Origin of the sequence: Danxiaibacter flavus (genome assembly GCF_041060425.1) — a bacterium.
Classification (GTDB): Bacteria; Bacteroidota; Bacteroidia; order Chitinophagales; family Chitinophagaceae; genus Danxiaibacter; species Danxiaibacter flavus.
The window spans coordinates 514,400-538,218 of sequence record NZ_JAULBC010000005.1; the positions used below are offsets into that span (position 1 = coordinate 514,400).

A 23,819-nucleotide genomic window follows, 5' to 3' on the forward strand; every position below is an offset into this window, starting at 1 on the left:
CAATTTCAACCCCACTCTCCCCTACTTCCCCTTCCCCAACATTCTCTCCATCAATTCAACCTTCTCTTTCTCGGCCTGCAATAATCTTTCATACAGCTTTTTAATTTCGTCCACCGCCTCAAGCCATCTGTCAGCATAGTTAATTGTGCAATCGTTGTTTGTTGTATTTATTTGAGTATCCCTTGTATTTGAACCCTCATAGTTATTCTGAATATTAAAGATTGTATCCTGCACATCAAAATTCTTAATTGCATCTACAGGAACCTTCAACGCTTTTGCCACTTCCGCTAATATATCTTCCTCAATCACTTCCTTTTGTTCCAATAGCGATATTTTACGCTGGTTCCAATCGTCACCAAGTTCCATTGCCAGTCCTTCCTGTTTCAGGCCGAGCATTTCTCTAAAATGCCTTATGTTACGGCCCTGGTGTATTGTTTTTTCCATTTTAATAAGTGCTAATATGGCAAATATAATAAAAGGTTATAAGGTAAAATAGCTGGTAAATTACCGGTCATTTCCGTTATCATACCTGCGCTGCATATTGCATAGCGAAAGCAGGGAACGGAGCTTCGTTAAAACCCAATAACCATGAGCAAAAAAACTGATCCATTATCCTCACCATCTACTGAGTTGTTACGAAACGCCGCTTCGCCTTATGCCATTCCTTTAACTGCCGGTCCCTATGTATTCTCAAATGACATGTTGCAACAGGTTACCGAGTCGCGGATAAAGCGCAAGCGCGATTGGTATTATCCGGCACTCTCTTTTATCAGCTTCGAAAATGGCACGCTAACATTATTAAATTCAGATGGTAATCATTCATTTGAATTAACTATTACCATAGAGCCTCATCAGCTGCATGTTGCGTGTAGTTGCGGTAGGGAAGTTGAAACGCTTTGCCTGCATGCATATAAGGCATTGGACCGGCTTACGTGGCATGGATGTAACAGCTTTTTTAAAGATTACCAACCGGGAGGTTTAGTAGATACTGCCCTGCGGCACAAGTGTTATTTTACGATTGACCCCTGCGACAAAGGTTTGGAAATAAAGGCCAGGCCTGAGATGGGGACGGTGTATCAGCTTTCAAATGCAATAATTGCAACAGAATTTAATGATGCCATCCATTTGCCCGGTGCAGCACAATTGCCTTCGCCGCCGATAAAAGGCATGGCACTTACCTGGTTGTTAACGCACACTTTTCATAACAGACTGTCACCATTTTTAGTGCCTTGTGTTGGGTTGCTGAACAAAGGCGGAAAGAATGTAAAAGGATTTCAACATTTTACCAGCGGAACAGAAAAACAATATGATGCTTACTTAACCAGCGGGCAAAGAGCCTTGAATAAACTTAGCTATGACATGTGGCAACTGGCAGAGCGAATTCCGGGATCAATTACTTCATCAAATGTTGCGGAGCAGGAAAAGATGACCGCTTTACTTTCGCTATGGCATGAAGCGCTTCCGCTATTACAACAACAGGTTTTTTTATACAGCTACAGGTTGTATGGTAAAAAGGAATTGAAATACAAACCTTGCCGGCAATGGCTGTCGCGGGTTGAATTAAGCGCTGTAACTCCGCAGCTTCGTTTCCGGTTATGGGACAGAGGCGATCTTTTTCAATTGTGTATGCAAGTGGCTCTAAAAGGAAATGTAATAAATGACTATTCAATAGATAACCCGTTTTTTATCCGTACCAATAACACGATGTATTTACTGCAGTCAATTAAAGATGTGGCCATAACGGAATGGATGCATAACAATAATAATTGCATCACCATTTTTAAACATCACTTCGAAACCTTCCGTCATGAGTTTTTAGATTTGATTCGTGCGCATTGTTTAATTGAAGAGGTTAGTGCGCCGCTGCAAATAAAGAGAAAGGTTAAGGAAAAAAACTTTTTAAGCGGGGAGGCGGGGAAGTGTATTTCGGCGGCGACAAACCAAGGTCTGTGATCGAGTGCTGGTTCGAATCCAGTCCTGGGCACATTAAAAAGCCGCAATCATTGATTACAGGTTTTATATTTTAGATGTGAATATCGTTTATAGTTTGCCAATTACTTGTTGGCATAGCGCATAGCTTGACAGAAAAAGTAATTACAGCGTCGATAGTCCGTAGGACTTTAAGCTTAATAGAAACGCTAACATATAGGGGTTTTCTTGTCCGTTAGGACATTAACCCTTTTATTTGGGTCAAAGTCCTAACGGACTATGATGTTCTCAATTCACACATTTCTATTAAGCTTAATTCCCTACGGGAAAAATTGTTACTGCGATGAAATCCGTCATTGGTACAATGGAAAAAACCTCCCGAGCATTGACCTGATCCTTATATTGTACGATCGTTTTATAGATATTGCAATAGGCTATCAACTCAGATATCAAGCGCCGCCGAAACAGCTATCCCCCACTTCATAATTTTTTAATATTACCCTCTTCCGTTTTCATTTAGTTTTGGCGGCCCTTCAGCACAGTAGGCATAATGCCTGATGCAATAACACACCCCACTAACAAACACCGACAATGAAACGATTCTTATTTTCAGCATTGCTGCTGCAGGTAATGTGTGCTGGCGTGATCAAAGCACAGGGTCCTTCAACAATTGAAAGTAAAAAAGTGCAGCTACCAAATGGTTGGTCGCTTACACCAGCCGGTACAAGCCTTCCGCTTGGGGATCTCCCGCTCAACATTGCCTTGAGCAAAAGCCATCGCTATGCCGCAGTTACCAACAACGGACAAAGCGTTCAAACCATTCAGCTGTTAGACGCCCAGAACGACCGGCAGCTTGACCAGGTAACCATTGCTAAATCATGGGGCGGACTTGCTTTTAGTGAAGATGAGCAATCGTTATATGCTTCCGGAGGTGATGATAACTGCATTATCCGCTATGCGATCCGCGATAATAAACTCACCGCAGGCGATACTATCCGCCTTGGCAATGCTTATAATGGTAAAAAAGAAAGCAGCTCCGCTATATCTCCAACCGGCATCGCGCTCGATGGTAAGCGTGGTGTTTTATATGCGGTAACCAAGCAGGATAATAGCTTATACGTGATTGACCTTAGTACGCGTCAAATTAAAAATAAGTATCCGCTTGGCGCTGAAGCGTACACATGTCTGCTCTCGCCCGACAGATCAGCGCTCTATATCAGTGTTTGGGGCGGGGACCAGGTAAAGATCTTCAACACGCGCAACAATGTGTTTGCCGATAGCATTAAAGTGGGCGATAACCCCAACGATCTGTGTATTACGAAAAACGGCCGCTACCTGTTTGTAGCGAATGGCAACGACAATACCGTTTCGGTAATTGATGTAAAAAAGCGTCGCGTGCTGGAAACGCTCAACACAGCGGTATATCCTACTACGCTCAGTGGATCTACACCTAACAGCGTAGCATTGGACAAGAATGATAAAACATTGTACATCGCGAATGCCGATAATAATTGTCTTGCAGTATTTAATGTACAAAAGCCCGGCCACAGTAATTCCCTTGGATTTATACCAACAGGCTGGTATCCTTCTGTTGTTCGTGTTACAGGCAATAAATTGTATGTGGCTAACGGCAAGGGAAACAGCTCGCTGCCTAACCCGCAGGGCCCTAATCCCACTGATAAAAAAGAAAAAGTAGGCATCCACAGTGGAGACGATTCAAAACCTAAGATTGTTCAATATATCGGCGGCGGTTTGTTGATGGGCTCCCTGAGCATCATTCCAGTTCCTGCGGAAAAAGAACTGGCCGCATACTCACAGGCGGTATATCACAACACACCTTATAATACAAGTGTTGAACGCAGCACGGACGGGCAGGATGGCAATCCTATTCCTCATAAAGTGGGCGACGCCTCCCCGATCAAACACGTGTTCTATATTATCAAAGAAAACCGTACCTACGACCAGGTACTGGGTGATATGCCACAGGGTAATGGAGACACCAGCCTTCTGCTGTTTGGCCGCCACTATACTCCGAACCTTCATTCCATTGCTGACAATTTTGTATTACTCGATAATTTTTATGTAGATGGCGAAGTAAGTGCCGATGGCCATAACTGGAGCATGGGTGCTTATGCAACGGACTACATGGAAAAGAACTGGCCAACCAGCTATGGTGGTCGTGGTCAGGGTGCCGTAGGTGGTACCGCGCTTAACAAAATGTATATCTGGGACCAGGCGAAACGTTCCGGTGTGAGCTTCCGTACTTATGGTGAGTTTGCTTCAGGCAAGAACGTGCGGATCCCTGTATTGAATGATCATTATGTACCACAGTATCCACCTTTCAACCTGAAGATCATGGATACCGTGCGTTATCATATCTGGGAAAAAGATTTCGATTCGCTGGTAGCCAACAACGCGCTGCCCCAGTTAATGACCGTATATTTTCCCAATGACCATACGGAAGGCATGGCTGCAGACAGGCCTACACCTTTTGCCCATGTGGCCGATAATGACCTGGCCATCGGCATGTTCCTGGAACATTTAAGCCATAGCCCTGTATGGGAAAACTCAGTGGTATTTATGTTGGAAGACGATGCGCAAAATGGTCCTGATCATGTGGACGCCCATCGTTCACCTGCTTTTATTGCCGGTGGTTACGTTAAGCGCCATTATGTAGATCACACAATGTATTCTACTTCCAGCGTCATTCGCACAATCGAATTGATATTGGGCATGCCACCTATGACGCAATATGATGCTGCGGCAATGCCTATGTGGCGCTCATTTACCAGCAAGCCTGATAATACAGCTTTCACACACTTGCCTGCCAATGTGAACCTTTCAGACATCAATCCAAAAAATACCAAACTCGCCGCCATATCAAAAGGACTTGATTTTTCCAAAGAAGACAGGGTACCTGACCAGGTGATGAACGAACTTACCTGGAAAGCCGTGAAGGGTGAAAATGCAGTAATGCCTACACCCGTTCGCGCAGCTTTTGTGAAACTGACAGTTAATGACGGCGAAGGCGACGACTAGCAATATCCAATAACAACAAAAAAATTTCGGATTACTACTCACTTTAAACAACCAGCTGCAATCATGAAAAGAAGGTTCTTTCAACTGTGTGGTGCTTCAGCGATATTGCTGACGGCCTGCAGCAAAAACGAAGATGTATCGGTAACCCGCCCGGACCCAGTGGCAGGCAGTTACATTCAGGATGGCGATACACTTAACAGCCTCAATGGTTCTAACGGAAGAAGCATTAAGGGTACATTAAAACAAAGCGGCACTTATTATCTGTATAGCGGAGCAGGCGACGCCGTGATCAATGCAGGCGACACGCTGATGATACAAAGCGGTGTAAAGGTATTGGTGATCGGTCCTTCTACCGGACCCACTGCGATTGGTACGCAGGGGCACGCGCCCGGTATTGTGGTAAAAGGAAGCTTGTATTCAATTGGCACCAAAGCTGCACCGGTACTATTCACCGTTGCCGATGCATCACTGAAATCAGATCCTGCAAAAGATCCGCAGTCCCCTCAAACCGATCCTGCTTTTAAAGGTTACTGGGGCGGCATACAGGGCGCGGCCGGCTCGGGCGATATTATCATCAAATGGACCCGTATAGAGTACACTGGCGGCCTGGGTCCCGCCAACGATCCTTATCGTCCTAATGTATCGCGTTATAGTATCTACATGCAAAACCCCAACGCCAGTTTTGTGCTGGAAGACAGCTGGCTCTATGGTTCCGTCAACGATATGGTGCGTATAGCCGGAGGTAAGTTTGAAATATTCCGCAACACATTTGAAAAAGCGGGTCTTACTGCCGGTGAGTGTGTGAATGTTAAAAGTGGAAGTATAGGTGATATTGCTTATAACCTGGTAGTTGGCGGTACTGGTAATGCTTTTAAATCAGCCAATGCAGGCGGTCTTTCGCCGCAGGCCAATGCCAGCATGTTTAACAATACCATTATCAGCACGGGCTACCGTCAGCAGAAAGTGGGAGAAGGCGGCTCACTCGATTTTGAAAATGGCGGCAGGGGCAATTGCTACAATAACCTGCTGGTGAATTGTGCATTTGGATTAGCCATTATGGGAAGCGGCAGCAGTGTTCCCGCAGCCGACACAGCGAATGTAAAATATGGTTATACCTATAATTACGGCGACAAAACGACCATTACAGCGCAGTTTCTGCCTGCCGGTTATATTACTAAGCAACAGCCGGGTGACATCAACGGCGGCAACACAACTACGCCCGGAGCCAACAATCCTTTGTTTGTAAATTATCCGTTACCGGTTGCAGCTAATTTCAATTTTATTGCGAATGATTTTGTAGGCAGCTACGATTTTCATTTACAAAGCAAATCTCCTGCGATTGGCAAAGCCTTTACCGGTTTCCAGCCTTTTGCGGTAGTAAAAGATGACGCGGTATATGGCGTTACAGAAATTACGCAGCCCGGTAAAGATATTGGTGCATTTCAGTCAGATCACAGCGGCAATCAACACTAATGGCTGATTGGTTGAAATACTTTTTACTGCTTTTGCTGATCGTAGTTTTCCCCGCTGTGCAGGCTGCTACGATCAAAGGCGAAGTGGTGGACAAAACAAACAGAACACCTGTTGCCGGCGCTACGATCCGGATTATTGAAAATAACAAGGTCGTTATTAGCGATCAGAATGGTTTTTTTTCGTTCCGGAATGTACCAATAGCAACATATCATATTTATGCTACAGCTGTCGGATATCAACCCGACAGCTTTTCTATTTCTGTACAAGCGGAAAAACAGCTTGCACTGCATTTGGCATTACAACCCATTGTACATGCGCTCAACGAGGTATCGGTAACTACAGCGATAGATCCCGGCACAGAACAGTATTCCCGGCAACAGGAGCAACGGTCGGTCCCCCTTGTGAATAGCCTTTCACGGCAGTCAATTGTGCGTTCTTCAGATCTTACCATGGCTGATGTGCTGCAACGCGCCAGTGGGGTATCTTTATCAGCTAACGAAAGCGGTGCATCTACGCGCGCCATCATTCGTGGAATGGATAGCAAATACAGTTACACTGCCATCAATGGTATTCCTTTACCTAGTCCTGATGACCGCAGCCGTTATGTAGCCCTCGACCTGTTTCCGGCCAATATGATCGAGCGGCTGGAAGTGTACAAAACCCTTACGCCCGGCATGCCCGGCGATGCCATTGGCGGGTTGATGAACATTGTAACGCGGCAGGTGCCTGCAGCGGAACAGTTTTCAGTCCGGCTGGCAACGGGTTATGATCAGTTGTTTTTTCAGCGTCAGTATTTAACGTTCAACAGCAATGTAATAGAGCGTCAATCGCCCTATGAAAAATATGGCGACGGCCATTATGCACAGGGAACAGATTTTACAAAAGACAATTTATCCTTTCATCAAAAACACCCGTTGCCCAATATGCAGGGTGATATATGGTGGGGCAAAAAATTTTTAAAGCAGAAGCTGGGTATTGTAGCGGAAGCAGGTATGCAAAACATGCAACAGGGTTCTAACAGTTTTCTCATTGTGCAGAACAACGAGCCACAGTTAAACAACGTGCCCGGTATAACTGATTTTACACAACGGCATTATTCTATCAGCAGTTTTCGCACTTATTTTTATACGGCGGCTGATTACCGCTTCAATGCAACCAACAGTATCCGGCTCGACCAGTTTTATACCGCCAAAAAGGATAATGAAGCACGCGACTGGGTAGATACCAGCCTGGCCGAAGGTCGCAGTGGTCCGGGCACAGGACGAATAGCTTTTTCTCAACGCTCGCGCCAGCACCTGCAATCGTTATATCATCTCAATCTGCAGGGAGTGCATACGCTAAGCACTGCATGGAAGCTCAACTGGTATGCTGTTTATTCGCATGCTTACGGCAGCTATCCGGACTGGGCTGAGCTTACTGCAAATACCGGCCGCATTAAAGGTGCAGACGATGTGGTGTACCAAACACCTGTACTGCTGGCGCCCTTGAACAGGATCTGGTTACACAACACAGAAAATGAAAAAGACCTCTCCGCAAAACTGAACTATGTGCCTGCAGTTTTCAGAAACAGCCTTTCTGTTACAGGGGGAACACTGCTGCAATACCGCAACAGGAGTAATTTCTTCAATGAATACTTTTTTAATCCTGCCTATACCGACTCAACCGGGCAGCCTTTCACGAATATTTATGATGCACAATGGTACAATAATAACGGCCCGCAAAATCCTTTAGGCAATACCAATACGCCCGGCACATATACGGCTAAAGAAAACATCTCCGCTTTTTTTGCAGAAGCCAACATTCATATCAAACAGCTGGATATTGTTACCGGCCTGCGCAATGAACACACGCTTCAACTATTGAATGCTGTGGCAGCGCCTACTGATAATACGGGGAATGAAGTAAAGGTGGATTATTACGACTGGTTACCTTCAATGCACGTACGGTATGCACTTACACCGAAACAGGCGGTGCGTGTTTCCTATTACAAAGCCATTAGCAGGCCGGCTTTGTACGATCTCACCTTCTTTAATATGAATTATGATGATTACACCATTGCCGGTAATCCCTTCTTACAACACACCATAGCCGATAACTTTGACCTGCGTTATGAATTATATGCGCCCGGACTCCTGGATGTGTTGCAGGTGACTGCTTTTTACAAGCACATCAATCATCCCTATGAAAAAACTTTACTGAATGCAGGTGATACTTTATATCCCTTACCCAGCGGTGCGCTGAGCTACACACCCGCGACCAAAATAACAGAGCAGCTGCGCAATTTTGGCAAAGCACAGAACTATGGTTTAGAACTTAGTGTCGTAAAAAATATAAGCAACTTCAGCATTACGGGTAATTATACATTTACGGTATCGCAAATCAACCAGAATAAAAAATACAAGCAGCGCGAAGACCCGCATGATGTTTCTTCCGACATTATTACCGTTACCAGGCAACAGCAACGCCCGTTGCAGGGACAGTCTGCTCACCTGGCCAACCTGAATATCAGTTACAGGGCGCCCCGCATCGGCTGGACGGGACAGCTAACCGGCATCTATACCGGCAAGCGTATTGAAGATGTATCGGGATGGTATGATTTAGACAGCTGGCAGAAAGGTTATACCATCCTCAATTTTTCAATGGAAAAAACCTTTCATCGCCATTGGCGTGCTTTTATGCGGATCAGCAACTTGCTTAATGCGGGCCGCACAGTATATCTCAACAGCGCTCCCGCATCGGGTCTGCCCGGGCAAAGCGATAAGGACAAAACGATTATACAGCAAACGGAAAACTACAGACAAATGTGGTTGGGGTAGAATACAGGTTATAAGCTAAATAAGGGCGAAAAGAAGGTTTTCGCCAATAAACTCTGTGAAAATCTACTTGTGTACTTTCAGATTTGTAAACTTGCCCTCAGTTATCACTGCTTGTCCTTTTTTAATAGGGTATCGATCATCAGTAAACTTTGCAGAAAATGTACCGTCGGCCATACCGTTATGCACTTTAGATATCGTCACTGTGTAGAAGTCGCCAGGCCACGTGCTGTAACTAATGTTCCAAAACTTACCATCTCCTGGAAAAAAATCTTTGGTGATTCGATACTGAAAAGTATAAGTCGTTTCATTAAGAGAGTCACCGGGTACTGCCAGGTTTAAATAATCCCTTCTATAGACGGTATCGACTTGGGTTACTTTTCGGGCAAAAATTGAATACCCGCTTTTGTAATTAGGGTCTTTCGATGTAAACTTGGCCAAGGCTGCGCCAATTGTGTCATTTTCTGTCAGAGAACCATTCCATTGAATCAAGGAGTCGTTCATTTTGAAGCTAAAAGTTGTTTCATCTATAGCCTGTTGTGGAAGATCAACTGTGTTTTCAAGTGGATCAATTGACTTTTGACATCCACAAAATAGAACTAAGGCCAAAAGAGTCAAGGTTGTGCCATTCATAGTGTAGCGGTTTTTTGAGGGCGCGAAAGTAAGGAAGCAAAATGATATCAAAAAGAAAGGTCCAAATTTATTCGCTGAGACGGATTAGATTCCGCAACTATGAAATGAAAAAGCCTGTAAATCAATGTTTTACAGGCTTTTTTTGTGCCCAAGACTGGATTTTTAAATATTTGAAATACAGATAGTTACGCTGTTTGACAGTCATCCGACAGACATTAAAAGAAGTAACCTCCGCCAATGATTAACAGCAGCAAAGACAAGGAACAAAAGCAAATAATTAATCGGTTATTATAGATAATCTTCAACAAAAATTGCAAATGGCAGGAAATTTTCCAAACTGGTTTCGATACTTTTCTGATTGCGGAAACCATCGACTTAGGGAAAAGAAGAAAACCCGCTGAATCTTTTATGGAAGATGATGTTTTTAATGTTCCGATATAACCCTTTTTATGAAAAATATCGGGCTTTAAAAATTGTTTAAAAAAATCAATGAACTATGAGGGTTAAAAGTTACGCTGTATTTTTCTTAAAAACCCTTATGCTAATAGACTTGGGAATACCTTTAGTTCTCGCGATTCTTGCGGCCGTTGGGATGCGTTATTGGGCTAACCTGACGACACCCGCTACCATTCTAATGCTTTTAATCTTTTATGCAATATTTCTAGCTTTGTTTAGACTTTTTAAACCCCAAAAAAAATCATGATATGTTGTTTAAAAATAACTACTGGACAGCTGTGATCATAGCATTGTTCCTACTAGTCTCATGTAGTACATCAAAAAAAGCGGCTCGTTACATTCCCGGAAGTGGCTTTTTGGCCCACAATGAGCAACCCGACACTTCTTATGGCGCCACGGGCTACATTTTAATTCCGAAATCAATGCAAACTGATTCTTCCAGATTATTAAAAATAGCTGAGACTTATCGGTCAATGTTTTATGATGTTAACAGTTTTGATAAGATCACTGTTAAAAAGAAGGAAATTTTAATTACCTATTGGCTTACTTACGAGCATTTTACTAATCAAACGGCTCCTTCAGCTCGTCAGATGATCGTTAATTATGACTATTATCGAGCCTCCCCGATTATAGCAAAATTAGATTTGAAAGAAAGCGATGGACCTTTTTTAATCGCCAGCCGACCTGACATGTTAACTTTTGACGAACCCGAAATTTTGGTTCTGAAATTAGCGCCGTATGCCGATGATGAGATACCACGTGCGTTTCAAGTCTATAAAGAACGATTGACATCTACGGGAGAACCATGGGATAAGCGTTTCACATTGGAATATTTTAGGGCAGGACTTCGCAATGCTGCGATCTATGCGGGAGATAACTTGTTAAATGTTGTCTGGCCCAAAAAATAAAGGAAGCCAAAAATTATCAGCATTTGAAAACTAAAGTTTTAATGTCACGAGATTATAAGAAAATAGCCCGCAATATGCTGATAGATAAAGTAATCGATCAAATGGCAATGCGACATGAATCTTTTGTGATCCATATTGCTAAGCGAGAAGCTAAAAATATAATTGACTCCTACTTTAAGAAAATGGCTGTTGAAGGTAGGACGTCAATGAATAAAAAGGAGCGTCTAATTACATTTGAGATAAATATGCTCGTAGATGAAATACCGTGGATACTAAGGGAGGAAGGCTTGACGGAAGATCATCCTTCGGGAAAAGATAATTTTACACTTTCTGAGATAGGGAGAGAAGCAAAACGAATGAAAGGGTATTCGAGTTATCTGAAAGTAAAGCGTAGAAAAAAGTTTTTGAAAAATTTTGAAAAAGGATTTACAACTTGGATATTCCCAATATTGTCTGTTTATGGGGCATTTGCTTCTACCGTCGCTAACTGCAATCATCCTGAACAAAAAAGCAAGATGCCTGTCGATTCAATAAGGCATAGAACGCCTCCCCCACCCCCAAACATTGCTGATTCTAATACTATAGATAGTTTATAGGCCACTTTCTTTCAGAAATGCTCGCATTGACTTAATATTTAATCTAAAAGATTATATAATGATTATAAAGATTATTTTTGTGGGAATTGCAACTATTTTATGAGTCTAACAGGGAGAGAAGAGAAATTCTGCCAGGAATACGTTAAGAAGCTTGATAAGACCAAGGCTGCGATTGCTGCCGGCTATTCGAAAAAGACAGCGAGACAGATTGGCTACCAGAACTTCACAAAAGTTCACATTACAGACCGCATCCGGGAAATTCAGGAGGAACTGCGGGAAAAATCCGGCATAACCGAGCATGCCATCTTAACTGAGCTGGCAGCCTTGGCATTCTGGGATATTGGTGATTTTATAAAGGAGGGGAATACTATCCAGGACCTCACTAAAATGACAAAGCCCAAACGAAAGCCGGTCATAGGAATGAAAGTTACTGAGCGCTTTTTGGAAGATGGAACTCGCCAGATCACTACTGAATTAAAGATGGCAGACAAGCGTGGAGCGTTGGTTGACCTCGGTAGACACTTGGGTGTATTCGAAAAAGACAACGAGCAGCAGTCTATAAAAATCAGTATCAAAAGAAAATAGTATGAGCAAAACAAAGTACTTCGATCACTTTACCGACGACGAAATAGTTGACACAGTTCATGAACGTGGGTTTTCCTTGTTTACCGATGCTTTTCGTCATTTGTGGCTACTCATTCAGTTTTGGCGAATGCCTGCTTTAGCTGGCCATTCTATTTATGAGCCTCGTTATTTGTTTCAATGGGCCGCGAGATGTTTTCAAATCATCTTTTCTAAAAAGGATCAGCACACCTATCGAATTCAACGTGCCATTAAAGTTGCGAGGACTCAACTCTTAGGATGGGCTATGCTTAGCTTGTTTCTATTGATCCTCTTTTCGTTTATGGCCTATGACATTGGAATTATCAAGTCATTTCTTGTTCTAATAATTACTGTCCTGCTTGGCATATTCGTTAAATTTTGCGTGGATAAAATTCTTTGTGAATAGGTCCTTATGATTGAAATAGATCTGGATAAAGGAGTCTACCTTCAGTGTTATCATCATCTTTTGGATGAGAGCGATAATCCGGATGAGTTTATTGATATTGAATTCATCTGGGGCGGCCGCGATTCTGGTAAAAGCCAATTTGTAGCACAAAAGCTTTTAGAAGATTCAATGGCATTGGATTACTTCCGGTGCATTTTAATCAAGGAAACGCATGAATCCATCAAGGATGCCCAGTGGCAGATGATAAAGGACATTGCCGAAGATTGGGGTGTCGATAGCCTATTTAAATTCAACTCTTCCCCGCTTGCAATTACCTGCATCAACAACAATCGCTTTCTTACCCGCGGCCTTAACCAACCAGGTAGGATCCGTTCAATCAGTAATCCATCGCATGCGTGGGTGGAGGAAGGTAACCAAATTACTGAAGAAGGTTTTATTACATTGCTAACATCTCTGCGAAGTAATAAAGGCAGGGTAAAGCTTTGGTTCACGTTCAACCCAGAGGCCAAAACTGCGGACTTTAATGACTTCTGGTTGTATCGCGTATTCTTTACCAAGTATGCGCCGCTTCTTAACTTTATTGGCACATTTGTTATCAAGGTGCCTGGCAAAAAGGATATTACGCTGAGGTACAGATCGACGCACGTTACTTATCATGACAACCCATACGTTACTGATCAGCGTAAAGCATTCCATGAGAGCCTGAAAGAAAGCAATTATTATTGGTACCAGGTATTTACACTCGGCCTTTGGGGTAATCAGCCAAATGAGAATCCATGGGCATTCGCATTCCGGAGAGAGAAGCATGTTGGATCCTGTCATCTCAATCGTTCGGAGATTGTGTACCTATGCTTTGACTTTAACCGCAATCCATTATGCTGCTCGGTCATTCAGCATTATAATGACACGATTTATGTCCTTGAGACTATCAAGCTCCCTAAAAGTGGTATAGATGCCATGTGCAGCTATATCCTGGTTAATTATCCTGGCTGTCTATATATGGTCACTGGTGACTATAGCGGCAAGGCAGAGAGCTCATTGCAGCAAGAGCAACTGACGCATTACAAGCTAATAAAACATTATTTAACCCTCAGTGACGGCCAGATAAAGGTTATTCCCAACCCGCGACTACATAAAAACGCTGTACACGTAAACAGCATTCTCGCATATTATAAAGTGATCATTGATGCAGTAAAAGGCAAGCCTCTGATTTATGACATGGAAAACGTTCAGAAAAGAGCAGACGGTACCATCGTTAAAGAAGACCGTGACGATCCGGCGCAGCAAGCTGACGCCCTTGATACCTTCAGGTACTTCTGCAATACCTTTCTGAATTGGTTTAAGCCGGTTGTTTAAAAAGATTAAAATATTATCATTTGGATTATATTTGTCTTATGAAAGAATTGCTCCTATACAGTCTGATCATCGTACTAAAGAACACAACGGCCTATATGCTATTTAAACAGGGCATGTTGCTGGGGAGGATTCGCATTGCATCGGCCAACTTTCTTGACAAGATATTCGACTGGAAAACAAGTCGTGTGGTGCAAAAGCCATTATGGGATTGCCTGATATGTATGTCAAGCATATGGACAGTCTTCTGGATGGCTTTGGATGGCAAAACCAACGTTTTTGCATATCTAAACACTATGCTCATCGTTGGAGGTTTTGCTGCAATCATAACCTCCTTAATTGAAGAACATGTCGACTGAAGAGCTTATAAACCAGGGTTGGAAAAAGTACTATGAGTGCAATTGTTCAGGCGGTATAAAGCAATATTTCAAAAACGAGCAGTTTAATGGCTTCGAGGTTTTGATTAAACCAAAAAATCAAGTCTTCAGGCTGCTAAAGAATAATCACCTGGTGGCTGGGCCAGACTGGTTATACAAATTACCGGCAACCATGCAAGAATATGGCATTTGGTCTCCTAAAGAAACTGTTTAAGCCAAAACAGAATTTTCCCAATTCCAAACACATTATCGAATATGCCTTCACCTGTGGAGGTATTGATTATTATCAGTTCCAAGACATTTTTAATCTGCCCTATCACCGTGGATTGCAGGCGCTTGTTTACTACCGCGAGGTAAGCCTGAACATATCTGCGGAAGATCTGATCAAACACACTGAGGCAGTTCGCGAAAGTCTGTCAGTCAACGCTAAGGCTGGAACAATTGATATACACAAAGCATTTTTGCTAAACGAACAGCTGGCAGTTCGTGCTAAGCTTCCTCCTGACACGGACCTACTCTATAAGCTTGCTTCTGTCGTTTACTTCGATAAAAACGAAAAGCCAGAGACTTACGAATTTAATTATGGCGCCAAGAAAATTGAGCACTGGAAGAAACACTCCGATGTCAAGGATTTTTTTTTGCAAACGCCTATACAGGAGTTGCTGCCATTTTTGAAAGAGTACGGCGAAAATATAAACAGCTATCAAGCGATACTCGAACAGGCAAAGACAGAACATTCGGCAAACATGTCGGGAAACTTATTGCTGAAACGGAAGAAAGTATCGAACGGCAAATTGAAATAGCCTCCGGTGGTGACCCCGCAAAGCTTAACGGTTTTACGATCATGGAGTTTTATAAACAGCTAGATAAAGTCTTAACAGAGATAGCTGTCCAAGCTCGTAAAGCAAAGGAAAACAAATTATCGAAGTAGTTTACAATGGACAAAATCGTTGCGATTTTAAGTGTGCAAACAGAAGGGCATGACGCAGCCGCTGAAGCAATTGGTGTCACCACTGAGGCCGATCGGGAGATGATGGAGCAGGCGAAGAAAACTCAGGCTGCTATAGCTGCTAAGAATAAAGAGATCGTCAGCACTAATGAGACAACCAAGAAAAGTATCGTTGATCTGGGCAATGCCTTGAATAACGTTGACAAAGCAACGCTAGGGGCTGCATACAAAAAGTCGTTACAGGATCTTCGAAAAGAGCTTCAGCTAACCAACGCTCAAACAAAACAGTTTTACCAAGACGTCATTAAGAACGGCCAGCTCGAACTAGTTAATCCAGATAACGCTGATCAATTGGATAGCATCAGAGCGCTTATACAGGCGGCAACGGAAGAGCTGGAAAACTTTGGCAGCTCTACACAAAGGTCCGCGCAAACAGCCACAGGACAGTTCCGAGCGATGAGGCAAGAACTGTTGGAAATGGAAGATGCCGGGTCTGACTTTTCCGAAAAATATCAGATGAGTTTTGAAGAATTGAGTGTTGCCGCTGCAAAGCTTCAGGATGACATTGGGGACATGAGCACCCGGATCAGAGCTATGGCCAGCGATTCGTTTGCATTTGACGCAATGATTGAAGGCCTAACCGGAGTAGCGGGAGCCTTCAGCATCGCTCAAGGTGCAGCAGCTTTATTTGGAAGCGAAAATGAGGATCTGCAGAAAGCTCTACTTAAGGTAAACGCGGCAATGGCCATCCTACAGGGCCTACAATCGTTAAACAATATCATCAAAGATCAAAGTATCGCCAAGACAGGTGCCGAAGTTGCTCTCAGACGAATTAACGCGGCATCCATCCAATTAGAGACTGCTACACAAAGCCAAAATATAGTTGTCCGGTACGCAGCAATTGCTGCACAGAAGTCATTAAATGCAGTAATGTCTTTAAGCCCTGCTGGTATTCTTCTCATCAGCATTGGGGCACTGGCTACGGCTTTGCTTTATTTCACTTCAAGAACGAATGATGCGGCTGAGGCGCAAAAGAAGTTCAATGCTTCAATGGATGAAACGTTAAAGCTGAATGATTTATTTGTTAATGCCATCGGTCGCGCCGGTGATAAAAGGGTTGCTGAACTAAAAAAACAGAATGCATCTGCAGAACAAATAAGGAATGCAGAGATTGACACTCAGAAAGCACAGTTAGAACAGACTAAGAAAGTTCTTGCGGATAAAGAACAAGCTTATGATAATGCAAATGAGACATTAAGAAAAATAGCTAACAGGGAAATTTCAGTTACCAAGTCAGATGATAAATGGATTGAGGAGCTTCAAAAAACTAAGGACAACTATGAAAAGCTCCGAGAACAGGCTAATGACATGGACAATAAGATATCCATTTCTCTTATTAACAATGACGCAGAAACAGCCAAAGAGAGGCTACAAAATAATACAGCCTTTTATGAAAAGCGTGTTGCCCAAGCAAAGGCCGGAACACGCGCCGAAATGCTTGCACAGATTGACCAGATACGAGCGAAAGCGAATGAGGATATTAATTCAAGCTACAAAAGCGAAGATCAAAAGAAAACAATCGCTTTACAAGCGGCTAAAGACATTGCAGCTAAAAGGAAGGAAATTGAGCTTTATGACCTTAATACGGCAAAGACAATAGCTGATGATAAGGTTATCCTCGCCCAAGAAGGATCCAAAGAAGAACTCAATGCTAAAATAAATCAGCTCAATGCAACTAAAGCATTAGAAATAGCAAACGCAAATGGTAGTAAGGCGGCTATTAAAAAGATCAATGATGACTACCGGAAGCAAGAGCTGCAGTTAACGAAAGATTTTAACCAGAAGGTTGCTGAAGATGCCATTAACACGCGTATCGCCATCGCGAACAGCCAAATTTCTCAACTGGAAATAAGTGGTGCGTCTGCTACTAATGAAAAGCTTTTAAAACTTAAAGAGGACCTTATCGATGACCAAGCAAGGCTTGAGATTGTAGGAATTCAAAACTCTGAGAAAAACGAGGAGTTGCGTCGCGCTAAGATCCAGGCTGTTTACGATAAGGCCTTGGCTGATAAGAAGAAGCTTGAACGTGATAAAGCGCAGGCTGAAATAGACGCACAAAGCAGCAGATCTGACTCATTCTATCAACAGGAACAAAATAAGTTAAGTCTCCTGGAGGATAAAATATCTGCCTACGGACCTGCAAGAAAGAAGCTTGACGACGCATACTACGAAAACGATCTAAGACAGATCGAAAATAGAGAGATTTCACTTAAAGCCTCACTAGATCGTGGTTTGATCAATCAGCAGGACTACAACTCCAAAATGGCAGAGCTTAGTCAGGCTCGGGCAGATGCTGATATCAAGAATACTGAGCGAACAGTCAAAAGAAGAATTGCTCTTGAGGAAGAGGCATTCAACGCTATCAAAGAGTTTGGCGATACGCTTTTCGACAATAAAAAATCAAACCTCCAAGCAGAGGCTGATAGAAACCAAGAGCTATATGATAAAAAGATAATCACCCAGGATGAGTATAATAAACGGCAAAAGCAATTGCAAAGGGAGGAAGCTGCTATTAATAAGCAGAAAGCAATTTTTGATATTATCATTGACGGTGCTAAGAAAATATTTGAGATTCAAACAATCGCAGCCACTTATGCTGCAAATCCCCTTACCGCAGCTTTGGCGCCCATGGCCTTAGCCCAAATACCTGTGATACTTGGTGAACAAGGCGTTGCACTAGGCTTAGTAGCAGCCCGCAAATTCAAAGATGGTAAAGTGCGAATCGACGGACCAGGTACCGAAACATCTGATTCCATCCCTGCAATGCTTTCTAAAAATGAAACGGTTATCAATGCTGCTGCCACCAAACGCTATCAGCCAGCACTTGAAGCAATCAACAGCATGAAGTTTGAAGAATATCTGGCTGGTCTCAATATTCCTCACCTTCAGAATTATGATATCAAACTCCCTCCTGCCTCTGCGATAAGAACAAAGAATATTCAAATTGACTATGACAAGCTCGGAGCTGCAGTTGCTAAACATGTTGGCAACGTAAATGATATCGATATGCCCAATATGGAATTTACAATCGATGAAGACGGCGTTCACGCAATTATGAAAAGGAAGAATTCAGTCACAGAATTTCAAAATAAACGATACTCAACAAAGTAATGGAATGGAGATTCACCATAATAGACCGTGACAATAACAAGACTGTAATTGATGAGCCTGTTGGTTGGAATGATATAAAGTTCAAGCTCAGTCGTGACAAGGATATGCACGGCCTATTCTACGACTACACGGCAAACAGCTTCGAATTTTGGGGACCTGCTCGAACGATTATAAAACAGGAATATGAAACTTATGGGCTCGAAGGTGTTATGTTCCTGCAGGCAGAATACCAATGCCATAAAGGTTGGCTACCATTTACTACCGGCCGCATCATCTTCGCCAACTATAGTGAATCAACAGGATCCGATTGCTTTGTGAAGGCTGGAATTGACAATATCAGCGAGATCGTGACACTAAAAAATAGAATAGAGCAGAGTGTAGATCTGCTCTCTCTCAAAGCATTTGATGACGTTACCGATCTGGATTATTATTCTACCCTCAAGAAAAACATTGAGTTACCATCCAAGGCCATTCCGCTGACGACTAAAGCAATGAATGAAAGTTCTCTCGTAAGTGAAAACTTTACCAATAACTCGCAGTGGTTTACAAATACCGGTGGCAGTCCGCAAATGCGTGCCCAGTTCATTCCTGGATTCACAAAAACAATCTCTACAACCGTTAATGAATCGACGATCTGGAACACGGCTCAAATGATCAACGGCGGGTTCAACGGCCAGCCCGCAACTGGATTGATGCCACTGATTGACTTCAAGCAACTTGATACTCCATTAAAGTGCATCTCATCTCAAATGCATGTAAAGTTCCGAATGAAAGGAAGCGTAGCTGTTGCCGGAGGATCACTTTCAGGTGGCCAGCTCCAACTGATGAGGCTAGGAGCAGGAAAGGACCCGGCTGTTGCGACTAACTATGATAGACTCGCTGACAATAATATCCTGTTCTCTGGCTTTGATATCTCTCATGAACTTGATGTTGCCATGGACGTCGGGGATCAGCTGTGGCTGTATATTTTCATATTTGCCACCAATCCGGACGGCTTTACAAATTTTACAATCACGGAGTCCCCTGAATGTTTTATTGAACTGTCTCTTATCAGCAAATGCGATCCTACGCATGCTGATGTATTTATGATCAATGAGGCCTTAAGTCGAACCATTGAGAATATAACAAACAACAAGATGAAGTTATACTCCGAGTATTTCGGCCGGCCGGATAGCCAACCATTCGCAATGGATCTATTGGGGCGCGGATCTCTCGAAGCAATTACAAGCGGTTTAAAGATTCGTCGAGTTGTTAGTAAGGACGGCACAGACAAACAGTTCTTTGTTAACCTTAAGCAGCTATTCAATGACCTGTCTGCAATACACTGCCTTGGCATGGGCATTCAGTCGATGGAAGACAACTTCGATTTGACGGACGATCTCACGAACATGTATAACCCTTATTACCTGGTGCGGATAGAAGACTGGAAATGGTTCTACAAGGATAACGTCATTTTCACCTGCAGCGATGTTGACGGCGTCACAAAGCAAATAGTTACAGACAAGCACATTGCCAAGTTTGTAACCGGGTACGAAAAATGGGAAGCAGAACAGGAGTCAGGACTGGATGAGTTTCTTACCAAAAGGAGCTATGCGACACAGCTTACACAAGTTGACAACTCACTCGAAAAAGTGTGTAAGATGATAGCTTCCGGATATGCATTAGAGTTCACCAGAAGGCAAGACCAGACAAATACTGACTGGCGTTACGATAACGAAACCTTCATCATTTGCCTAAATAGCGACTTCACTGCTCAAGTAGGCGGCATTGACAATCCTGAAAACATAGTGGATCCTGATACGGTTTATAACTTCCGGATCTCGCCTACCCGCAACCTCATGCGATGGTTTGCTTATATCATTTCATCGTACCGAGATGCTGCAGGCAAAAAAATAAAATTCACTGCGGGTGATGGTAACCTGGTGGCCAAGGGACAGCAAAGTGCTCCTTACGGAAAGATGGATAATGCACCGCTCCAAGAGAACCAGGATATTGACGCCAGCATTTTCTTTCATCCGGAATATTCAACGCCGATCCTGCGAAATGAAACGGTTCAGTTCAGTTATCCATTAACTGCTGCAGGGTTCAAAAACCTAATCAACAATCCTTATGGTCTGATCAGTTGGACCTGCAAGAAAGAAAAAGGATCCGGATGGATTAGCGAGATCACTTACGAGCCAAATACCGGTATTGCATCTTTTACACTCATTCCTAAAATAGAATCATGAGTTACGAAATAACCACACCCAAAGCTTCCTTTGTACAGTTCTCAGGGGTGCCGCAACGAGACAGCCTTGAGGCATTTGGTTTTACTCTGCCTGAGTACGATAAGTTCAATGCTGCTTTCCAGTTTGGTATTATGGATAGCGCAACAAAAGGATATACGGTGCCTACCACAATGGAGCTATGGGTGAGTATCTGCACTACTTCAGGAACGTTGATCGCCAAGCTCAATCAACCAACGCTTCTTGAAACGGCGGTAAAGTTTACGATGCCTTCGACCAATATTGTCTTAAAGTCAATAAAATATGGTGATTTTACGCGTGAATATTCTTCGCCAAGTGTAAACAAAGCAGGATTGTCTGCAGTGTTGTTAAGTGACTTCGGCATTGACTCAGATCCGGTTAATATGGTTGCTTATTGTGGGGCTCCGGACTTGGTAATAAGCTATATGAACGGCGTTATTATATCGCAGCTCGCTTCAGTGAGAACTTATAAAACGCTTTACGCGGACGCCAATACAGCTATACAAAGTCTTGTGAAGCCGGGTAAGTGTTACTGCTATTGTATCGCAGACGGCCCTGGAGCTGTACTTGATCGATCAAACGTATTTACCAGGTCAACGACTGCTCGCTTTATAACACAATTGCGTTACCGCAACAACGAAGATGCCTTTGGTTTTACCTATCCCGTGTCAACGGTATATAATCGTGTATCGCTCCCGCTGTATTTAAAAGGCATGCAGCCATTGTTCACCAAAAAGTTATACCGGAAAAGTAACGGCAAAAACTTGGTCCTGTCTGCGCAGATGGATAAGCAAGTAGAAGTGACCACGGATTGGATGCCGGAATTTTATCATGAGTGCTTATCGCTGGCATTAATTCATGATCAGGTTGAATTTCTTGAAAGTAACTCGTGGATAGGTTATGTCATTGATCAAGACTATAAAATAGAGTGGGATGAAAATGCGGTTGATAGAGGGCTGGGATCAGCAAAGCTCAAAACTCAAACATATAACTACAGTAATGACAACTGTAGTTAAACGGTGCATGCTGAAATGCGGCACAATGGAACCAATAGATCGTTTTAATCAAATCTAAATGAACAAGGTTTTTACAAAGGACGAACTGAGCCTTTATTTTACAGGTGGCAAAAAACACTCTGCTTATCTTGAGACGGTAAAGCAATATGAGAAAATAAACTGTCATGCAAACGGTCTCGTGCCTGGCGATCTGATAAAGAAGCGTCGGCCAAGGGAAAGCGAGGAAATTTTAAAGTACCGCACTGATATCTATATACCCAAGACAAAGCATCCTATTTATAAGGTCATCAACAGCTTAAGCAAGATCAGGCGTTCACCGGATTGGAGTATCAATTACGACAAGGTTGAAAGCCCGGCGAGAATTATACCGGAGGAAAGCCTCCAAACATATTGCGAGGAAGAGTATCCTGGTTTTACGTCCGTAACAAACTGGATGTTCTCAGTTGCGCTTAAAAATATTTGCATCGATGCCAATGCGGTGATTGCCGTTTTTCCGGTTGATCCCAATATTGCTTCAAATCAGTTTTATAAGCCAATGGCCATGTTGTTTAACAGCCCAGAGGTTATCTATTTCGAAGAAACTGCTAATTATGCCGTTTTAAAAAGCAAGGAAAAAAATAAGATCGTTTTGGATAGCGGCAAATTTGAAGACGGCGATGTTTACTATATTATTACTGATCAGGAGTTCTTTAGGTATGAGAAGCAGATGAGTGGTGAATTCTTGCAGACTCAGTATATAAATCATAAGCTCGGCCGCTTGCCCGTTTTTAAAGTGCCTTCTGTTTTCCTGACCCAAAAAGATAATGTAGTGATACAGGAAAGCCGCATAGCTCCAATGATACCTCATTTGGATGAAGCGGCTCGCGAATATAGCGACCTGCAAGCCAGCAAGGTTCAGCATATGTTCCCACTGTTTTGGTACATCGATACAAAAAAATGTGATTCTTGCCAGGGTACCGGTAAAGAAGTAGATCAGTCTGATCCAAACAAAGTTTTAAAGAAATGTTCAAAGTGTAATGGTAGTGGTAAAGCTGTTTTCTCACCTTACGTTAATATGGCTGTTAAACCTCCCGAAATCACAGAAGGCGTGTCGGCGAATCTACCCTTCCCTCCAGCAGGTTATATAGCCAAGGATGTTGAAATTCTCAAGCTGCAGGAAGAGAGTGTTGACAAGAACCTATTCGGTGCCTTGTCATCCATAAACATGCAGTTCCTCGATCAAACTCCACTTAACATATCAGGCGAGGCGAAGAATGTGGACCGTGAAGAGCTTAACAACTTTGTCTACTCGGTGGCAGAAGATATTGTGGCATGCATGGACAAGATATATGATCTCATCTGCTTGTGGCGCTATTCGTATATCGCACCAAATAAAGCAGATCGCAAAAAAATGCTTCCTCAAATAGCTGTACCCGAACAATTCGACTTATTGCCAGCAAGCTACCTAATGGACGAGATTTCAAAAGCTACGTCAAGTAAAGGCGTAAGTCCAATAATTATCATGGGATTGCAAAAAGAGTATGCTGTGAAAAAGTTTTATAACAATCCTGGTATCGGTGATTTATTGGCTACAGTATGCGAATTGGATCCTTTGCCCGGGCTTACAGATGATGAAAAGATGATAAGGCTAAGCAACCATGGCATAAGCATGGAAGATTACGTCATCAGTTCCAACTTGCTTTCTTTTGTTAAGATGGCTGTTTTCGAAGACAAAAATTTCATGGGCCTCGATTATTCGAAGCAAATAGATAAGATGAAGGAGTATGCTAAGGTCAAGATGAAAGATATTTCTGGCGCCACTGAAATAAAGAACTCACTGAATGACCAACCGATAATAAATCAAGCCTAAGC

Annotated in this window: 16 protein-coding genes; 14 read left to right on the top strand and 2 right to left on the bottom strand. The window is 42.9% G+C overall.

Annotated elements, in window-relative coordinates; all coding sequences use genetic code 11:
* Window positions 1-21 precede the first annotated feature (21 nt).
* Entirely contained in the window at window positions 22-444 is a 423-nt protein-coding gene (locus QTN47_RS17040; RefSeq protein WP_369330608.1) for a helix-turn-helix domain-containing protein, read from the bottom strand.
* Between the two features lie 144 nt (window positions 445-588).
* Between QTN47_RS17040 and QTN47_RS17045 the strand changes: the two genes are divergently transcribed.
* The 4 genes from QTN47_RS17045 (at window position 589) to QTN47_RS17060 (ending at window position 9,257) form a co-directional block, all read left to right on the top strand.
* On the top strand, window positions 589-1,953 hold the full coding sequence (locus tag QTN47_RS17045; protein ID WP_369330609.1) for a hypothetical protein: 1,365 nt from the start codon (window positions 589-591) through the stop codon (window positions 1,951-1,953).
* 567 nt (window positions 1,954-2,520) lie between these two features.
* On the top strand, window positions 2,521-4,968 hold the full coding sequence (locus QTN47_RS17050; RefSeq protein WP_369330610.1) for a bifunctional YncE family protein/alkaline phosphatase family protein: 2,448 nt from the start codon (window positions 2,521-2,523) through the stop codon (window positions 4,966-4,968).
* 63 nt (window positions 4,969-5,031) lie between these two features.
* A complete protein-coding gene (locus QTN47_RS17055) occupies window positions 5,032-6,441 on the top strand; it encodes a hypothetical protein (protein ID WP_369330611.1) in 1,410 nt (469 codons plus the stop codon).
* Complete coding sequence (locus QTN47_RS17060) at window positions 6,441-9,257, top strand: TonB-dependent receptor (protein ID WP_369330612.1); 2,817 nt, start codon at window positions 6,441-6,443, stop codon at window positions 9,255-9,257. The genes QTN47_RS17055 and QTN47_RS17060 overlap by 1 nt, the downstream gene beginning before the upstream one ends.
* Before the next feature lie 63 nt (window positions 9,258-9,320).
* Here QTN47_RS17060 and QTN47_RS17065 read toward each other — a convergent pair whose 3' ends face one another.
* The gene (locus tag QTN47_RS17065; RefSeq protein ID WP_369330613.1) at window positions 9,321-9,887 is read right to left on the bottom strand and encodes a hypothetical protein; all 567 of its coding nucleotides are present in this window, start codon (window positions 9,885-9,887) and stop codon (window positions 9,321-9,323) included.
* 704 nt (window positions 9,888-10,591) lie between these two features.
* On the opposite strand from QTN47_RS17065, the gene QTN47_RS17070 reads away from it, so the two are divergent.
* The 10 genes from QTN47_RS17070 to QTN47_RS17115 all read left to right on the top strand — a co-directional run bounded on the left by QTN47_RS17070 (window position 10,592) and on the right by QTN47_RS17115 (window position 23,817).
* Window positions 10,592-11,251 (top strand): hypothetical protein, encoded by a 660-nt coding sequence (locus tag QTN47_RS17070; protein ID WP_369330614.1) that lies wholly within the window; start codon window positions 10,592-10,594, stop codon window positions 11,249-11,251.
* A 23-nt stretch (window positions 11,252-11,274) separates the two neighbouring features.
* The gene (locus QTN47_RS17075; RefSeq protein WP_369330615.1) at window positions 11,275-11,847 is read left to right on the top strand and encodes a hypothetical protein; all 573 of its coding nucleotides are present in this window, start codon (window positions 11,275-11,277) and stop codon (window positions 11,845-11,847) included.
* A gap of 99 nt (window positions 11,848-11,946) precedes the next feature.
* A complete protein-coding gene (locus tag QTN47_RS17080) occupies window positions 11,947-12,432 on the top strand; it encodes a terminase small subunit (protein WP_369330616.1) in 486 nt (161 codons plus the stop codon).
* 430 nt (window positions 12,433-12,862) lie between these two features.
* The gene (locus QTN47_RS17085) at window positions 12,863-14,212 is read left to right on the top strand and encodes a phage terminase large subunit (RefSeq protein WP_369330617.1); all 1,350 of its coding nucleotides are present in this window, start codon (window positions 12,863-12,865) and stop codon (window positions 14,210-14,212) included.
* Between the two features lie 38 nt (window positions 14,213-14,250).
* Window positions 14,251-14,568: a hypothetical protein gene (locus QTN47_RS17090; RefSeq protein ID WP_369330618.1), complete on the top strand. Its 318-nt coding sequence runs from the start codon at window positions 14,251-14,253 to the stop codon at window positions 14,566-14,568.
* A gap of 200 nt (window positions 14,569-14,768) precedes the next feature.
* A complete protein-coding gene (locus tag QTN47_RS17095; protein WP_369330619.1) occupies window positions 14,769-15,389 on the top strand; it encodes a hypothetical protein in 621 nt (206 codons plus the stop codon).
* A gap of 134 nt (window positions 15,390-15,523) precedes the next feature.
* A complete protein-coding gene (locus QTN47_RS17100) occupies window positions 15,524-18,706 on the top strand; it encodes a coiled-coil domain-containing protein (RefSeq protein WP_369330620.1) in 3,183 nt (1,060 codons plus the stop codon).
* On the top strand, window positions 18,706-20,934 hold the full coding sequence (locus tag QTN47_RS17105; RefSeq protein ID WP_369330621.1) for a hypothetical protein: 2,229 nt from the start codon (window positions 18,706-18,708) through the stop codon (window positions 20,932-20,934). Before QTN47_RS17100 ends, QTN47_RS17105 begins: the two co-directional genes overlap by 1 nt.
* The gene (locus tag QTN47_RS17110) at window positions 20,931-21,968 is read left to right on the top strand and encodes a hypothetical protein (protein WP_369330622.1); all 1,038 of its coding nucleotides are present in this window, start codon (window positions 20,931-20,933) and stop codon (window positions 21,966-21,968) included. The genes QTN47_RS17105 and QTN47_RS17110 overlap by 4 nt, the downstream gene beginning before the upstream one ends.
* Window positions 21,969-22,026: 58 nt before the next feature.
* Window positions 22,027-23,817 (top strand): DnaJ-like cysteine-rich domain-containing protein, encoded by a 1,791-nt coding sequence (locus QTN47_RS17115; RefSeq protein WP_369330623.1) that lies wholly within the window; start codon window positions 22,027-22,029, stop codon window positions 23,815-23,817.
* Window positions 23,818-23,819 lie beyond the last annotated feature (2 nt).

Excerpts from the sequence above, each read along its gene's own strand:
- QTN47_RS17040 (WP_369330608.1), bottom strand. The coding sequence starts at position 444 with ATGGAAAAAACAATACACCAGGGCCGTAACATAAGGCATTTTAGAGAA.
- QTN47_RS17045 (WP_369330609.1), top strand. The coding sequence starts at position 589 with ATGAGCAAAAAAACTGATCCATTATCCTCACCATCTACTGAGTTGTTA.
- QTN47_RS17050 (WP_369330610.1), top strand. The coding sequence starts at position 2,521 with ATGAAACGATTCTTATTTTCAGCATTGCTGCTGCAGGTAATGTGTGCT.
- QTN47_RS17055 (WP_369330611.1), top strand. The coding sequence starts at position 5,032 with ATGAAAAGAAGGTTCTTTCAACTGTGTGGTGCTTCAGCGATATTGCTG.
- QTN47_RS17060 (WP_369330612.1), top strand. The coding sequence starts at position 6,441 with ATGGCTGATTGGTTGAAATACTTTTTACTGCTTTTGCTGATCGTAGTT.
- QTN47_RS17065 (WP_369330613.1), bottom strand. The coding sequence starts at position 9,887 with ATGAATGGCACAACCTTGACTCTTTTGGCCTTAGTTCTATTTTGTGGA.
- QTN47_RS17070 (WP_369330614.1), top strand. The coding sequence starts at position 10,592 with ATGTTGTTTAAAAATAACTACTGGACAGCTGTGATCATAGCATTGTTC.
- QTN47_RS17080 (WP_369330616.1), top strand. The coding sequence starts at position 11,947 with ATGAGTCTAACAGGGAGAGAAGAGAAATTCTGCCAGGAATACGTTAAG.
- QTN47_RS17085 (WP_369330617.1), top strand. The coding sequence starts at position 12,863 with ATGATTGAAATAGATCTGGATAAAGGAGTCTACCTTCAGTGTTATCAT.
- QTN47_RS17090 (WP_369330618.1), top strand. The coding sequence starts at position 14,251 with ATGAAAGAATTGCTCCTATACAGTCTGATCATCGTACTAAAGAACACA.
- QTN47_RS17095 (WP_369330619.1), top strand. The coding sequence starts at position 14,769 with ATGGCATTTGGTCTCCTAAAGAAACTGTTTAAGCCAAAACAGAATTTT.
- QTN47_RS17100 (WP_369330620.1), top strand. The coding sequence starts at position 15,524 with ATGGACAAAATCGTTGCGATTTTAAGTGTGCAAACAGAAGGGCATGAC.
- QTN47_RS17105 (WP_369330621.1), top strand. The coding sequence starts at position 18,706 with ATGGAATGGAGATTCACCATAATAGACCGTGACAATAACAAGACTGTA.
- QTN47_RS17110 (WP_369330622.1), top strand. The coding sequence starts at position 20,931 with ATGAGTTACGAAATAACCACACCCAAAGCTTCCTTTGTACAGTTCTCA.
- QTN47_RS17115 (WP_369330623.1), top strand. The coding sequence starts at position 22,027 with ATGAACAAGGTTTTTACAAAGGACGAACTGAGCCTTTATTTTACAGGT.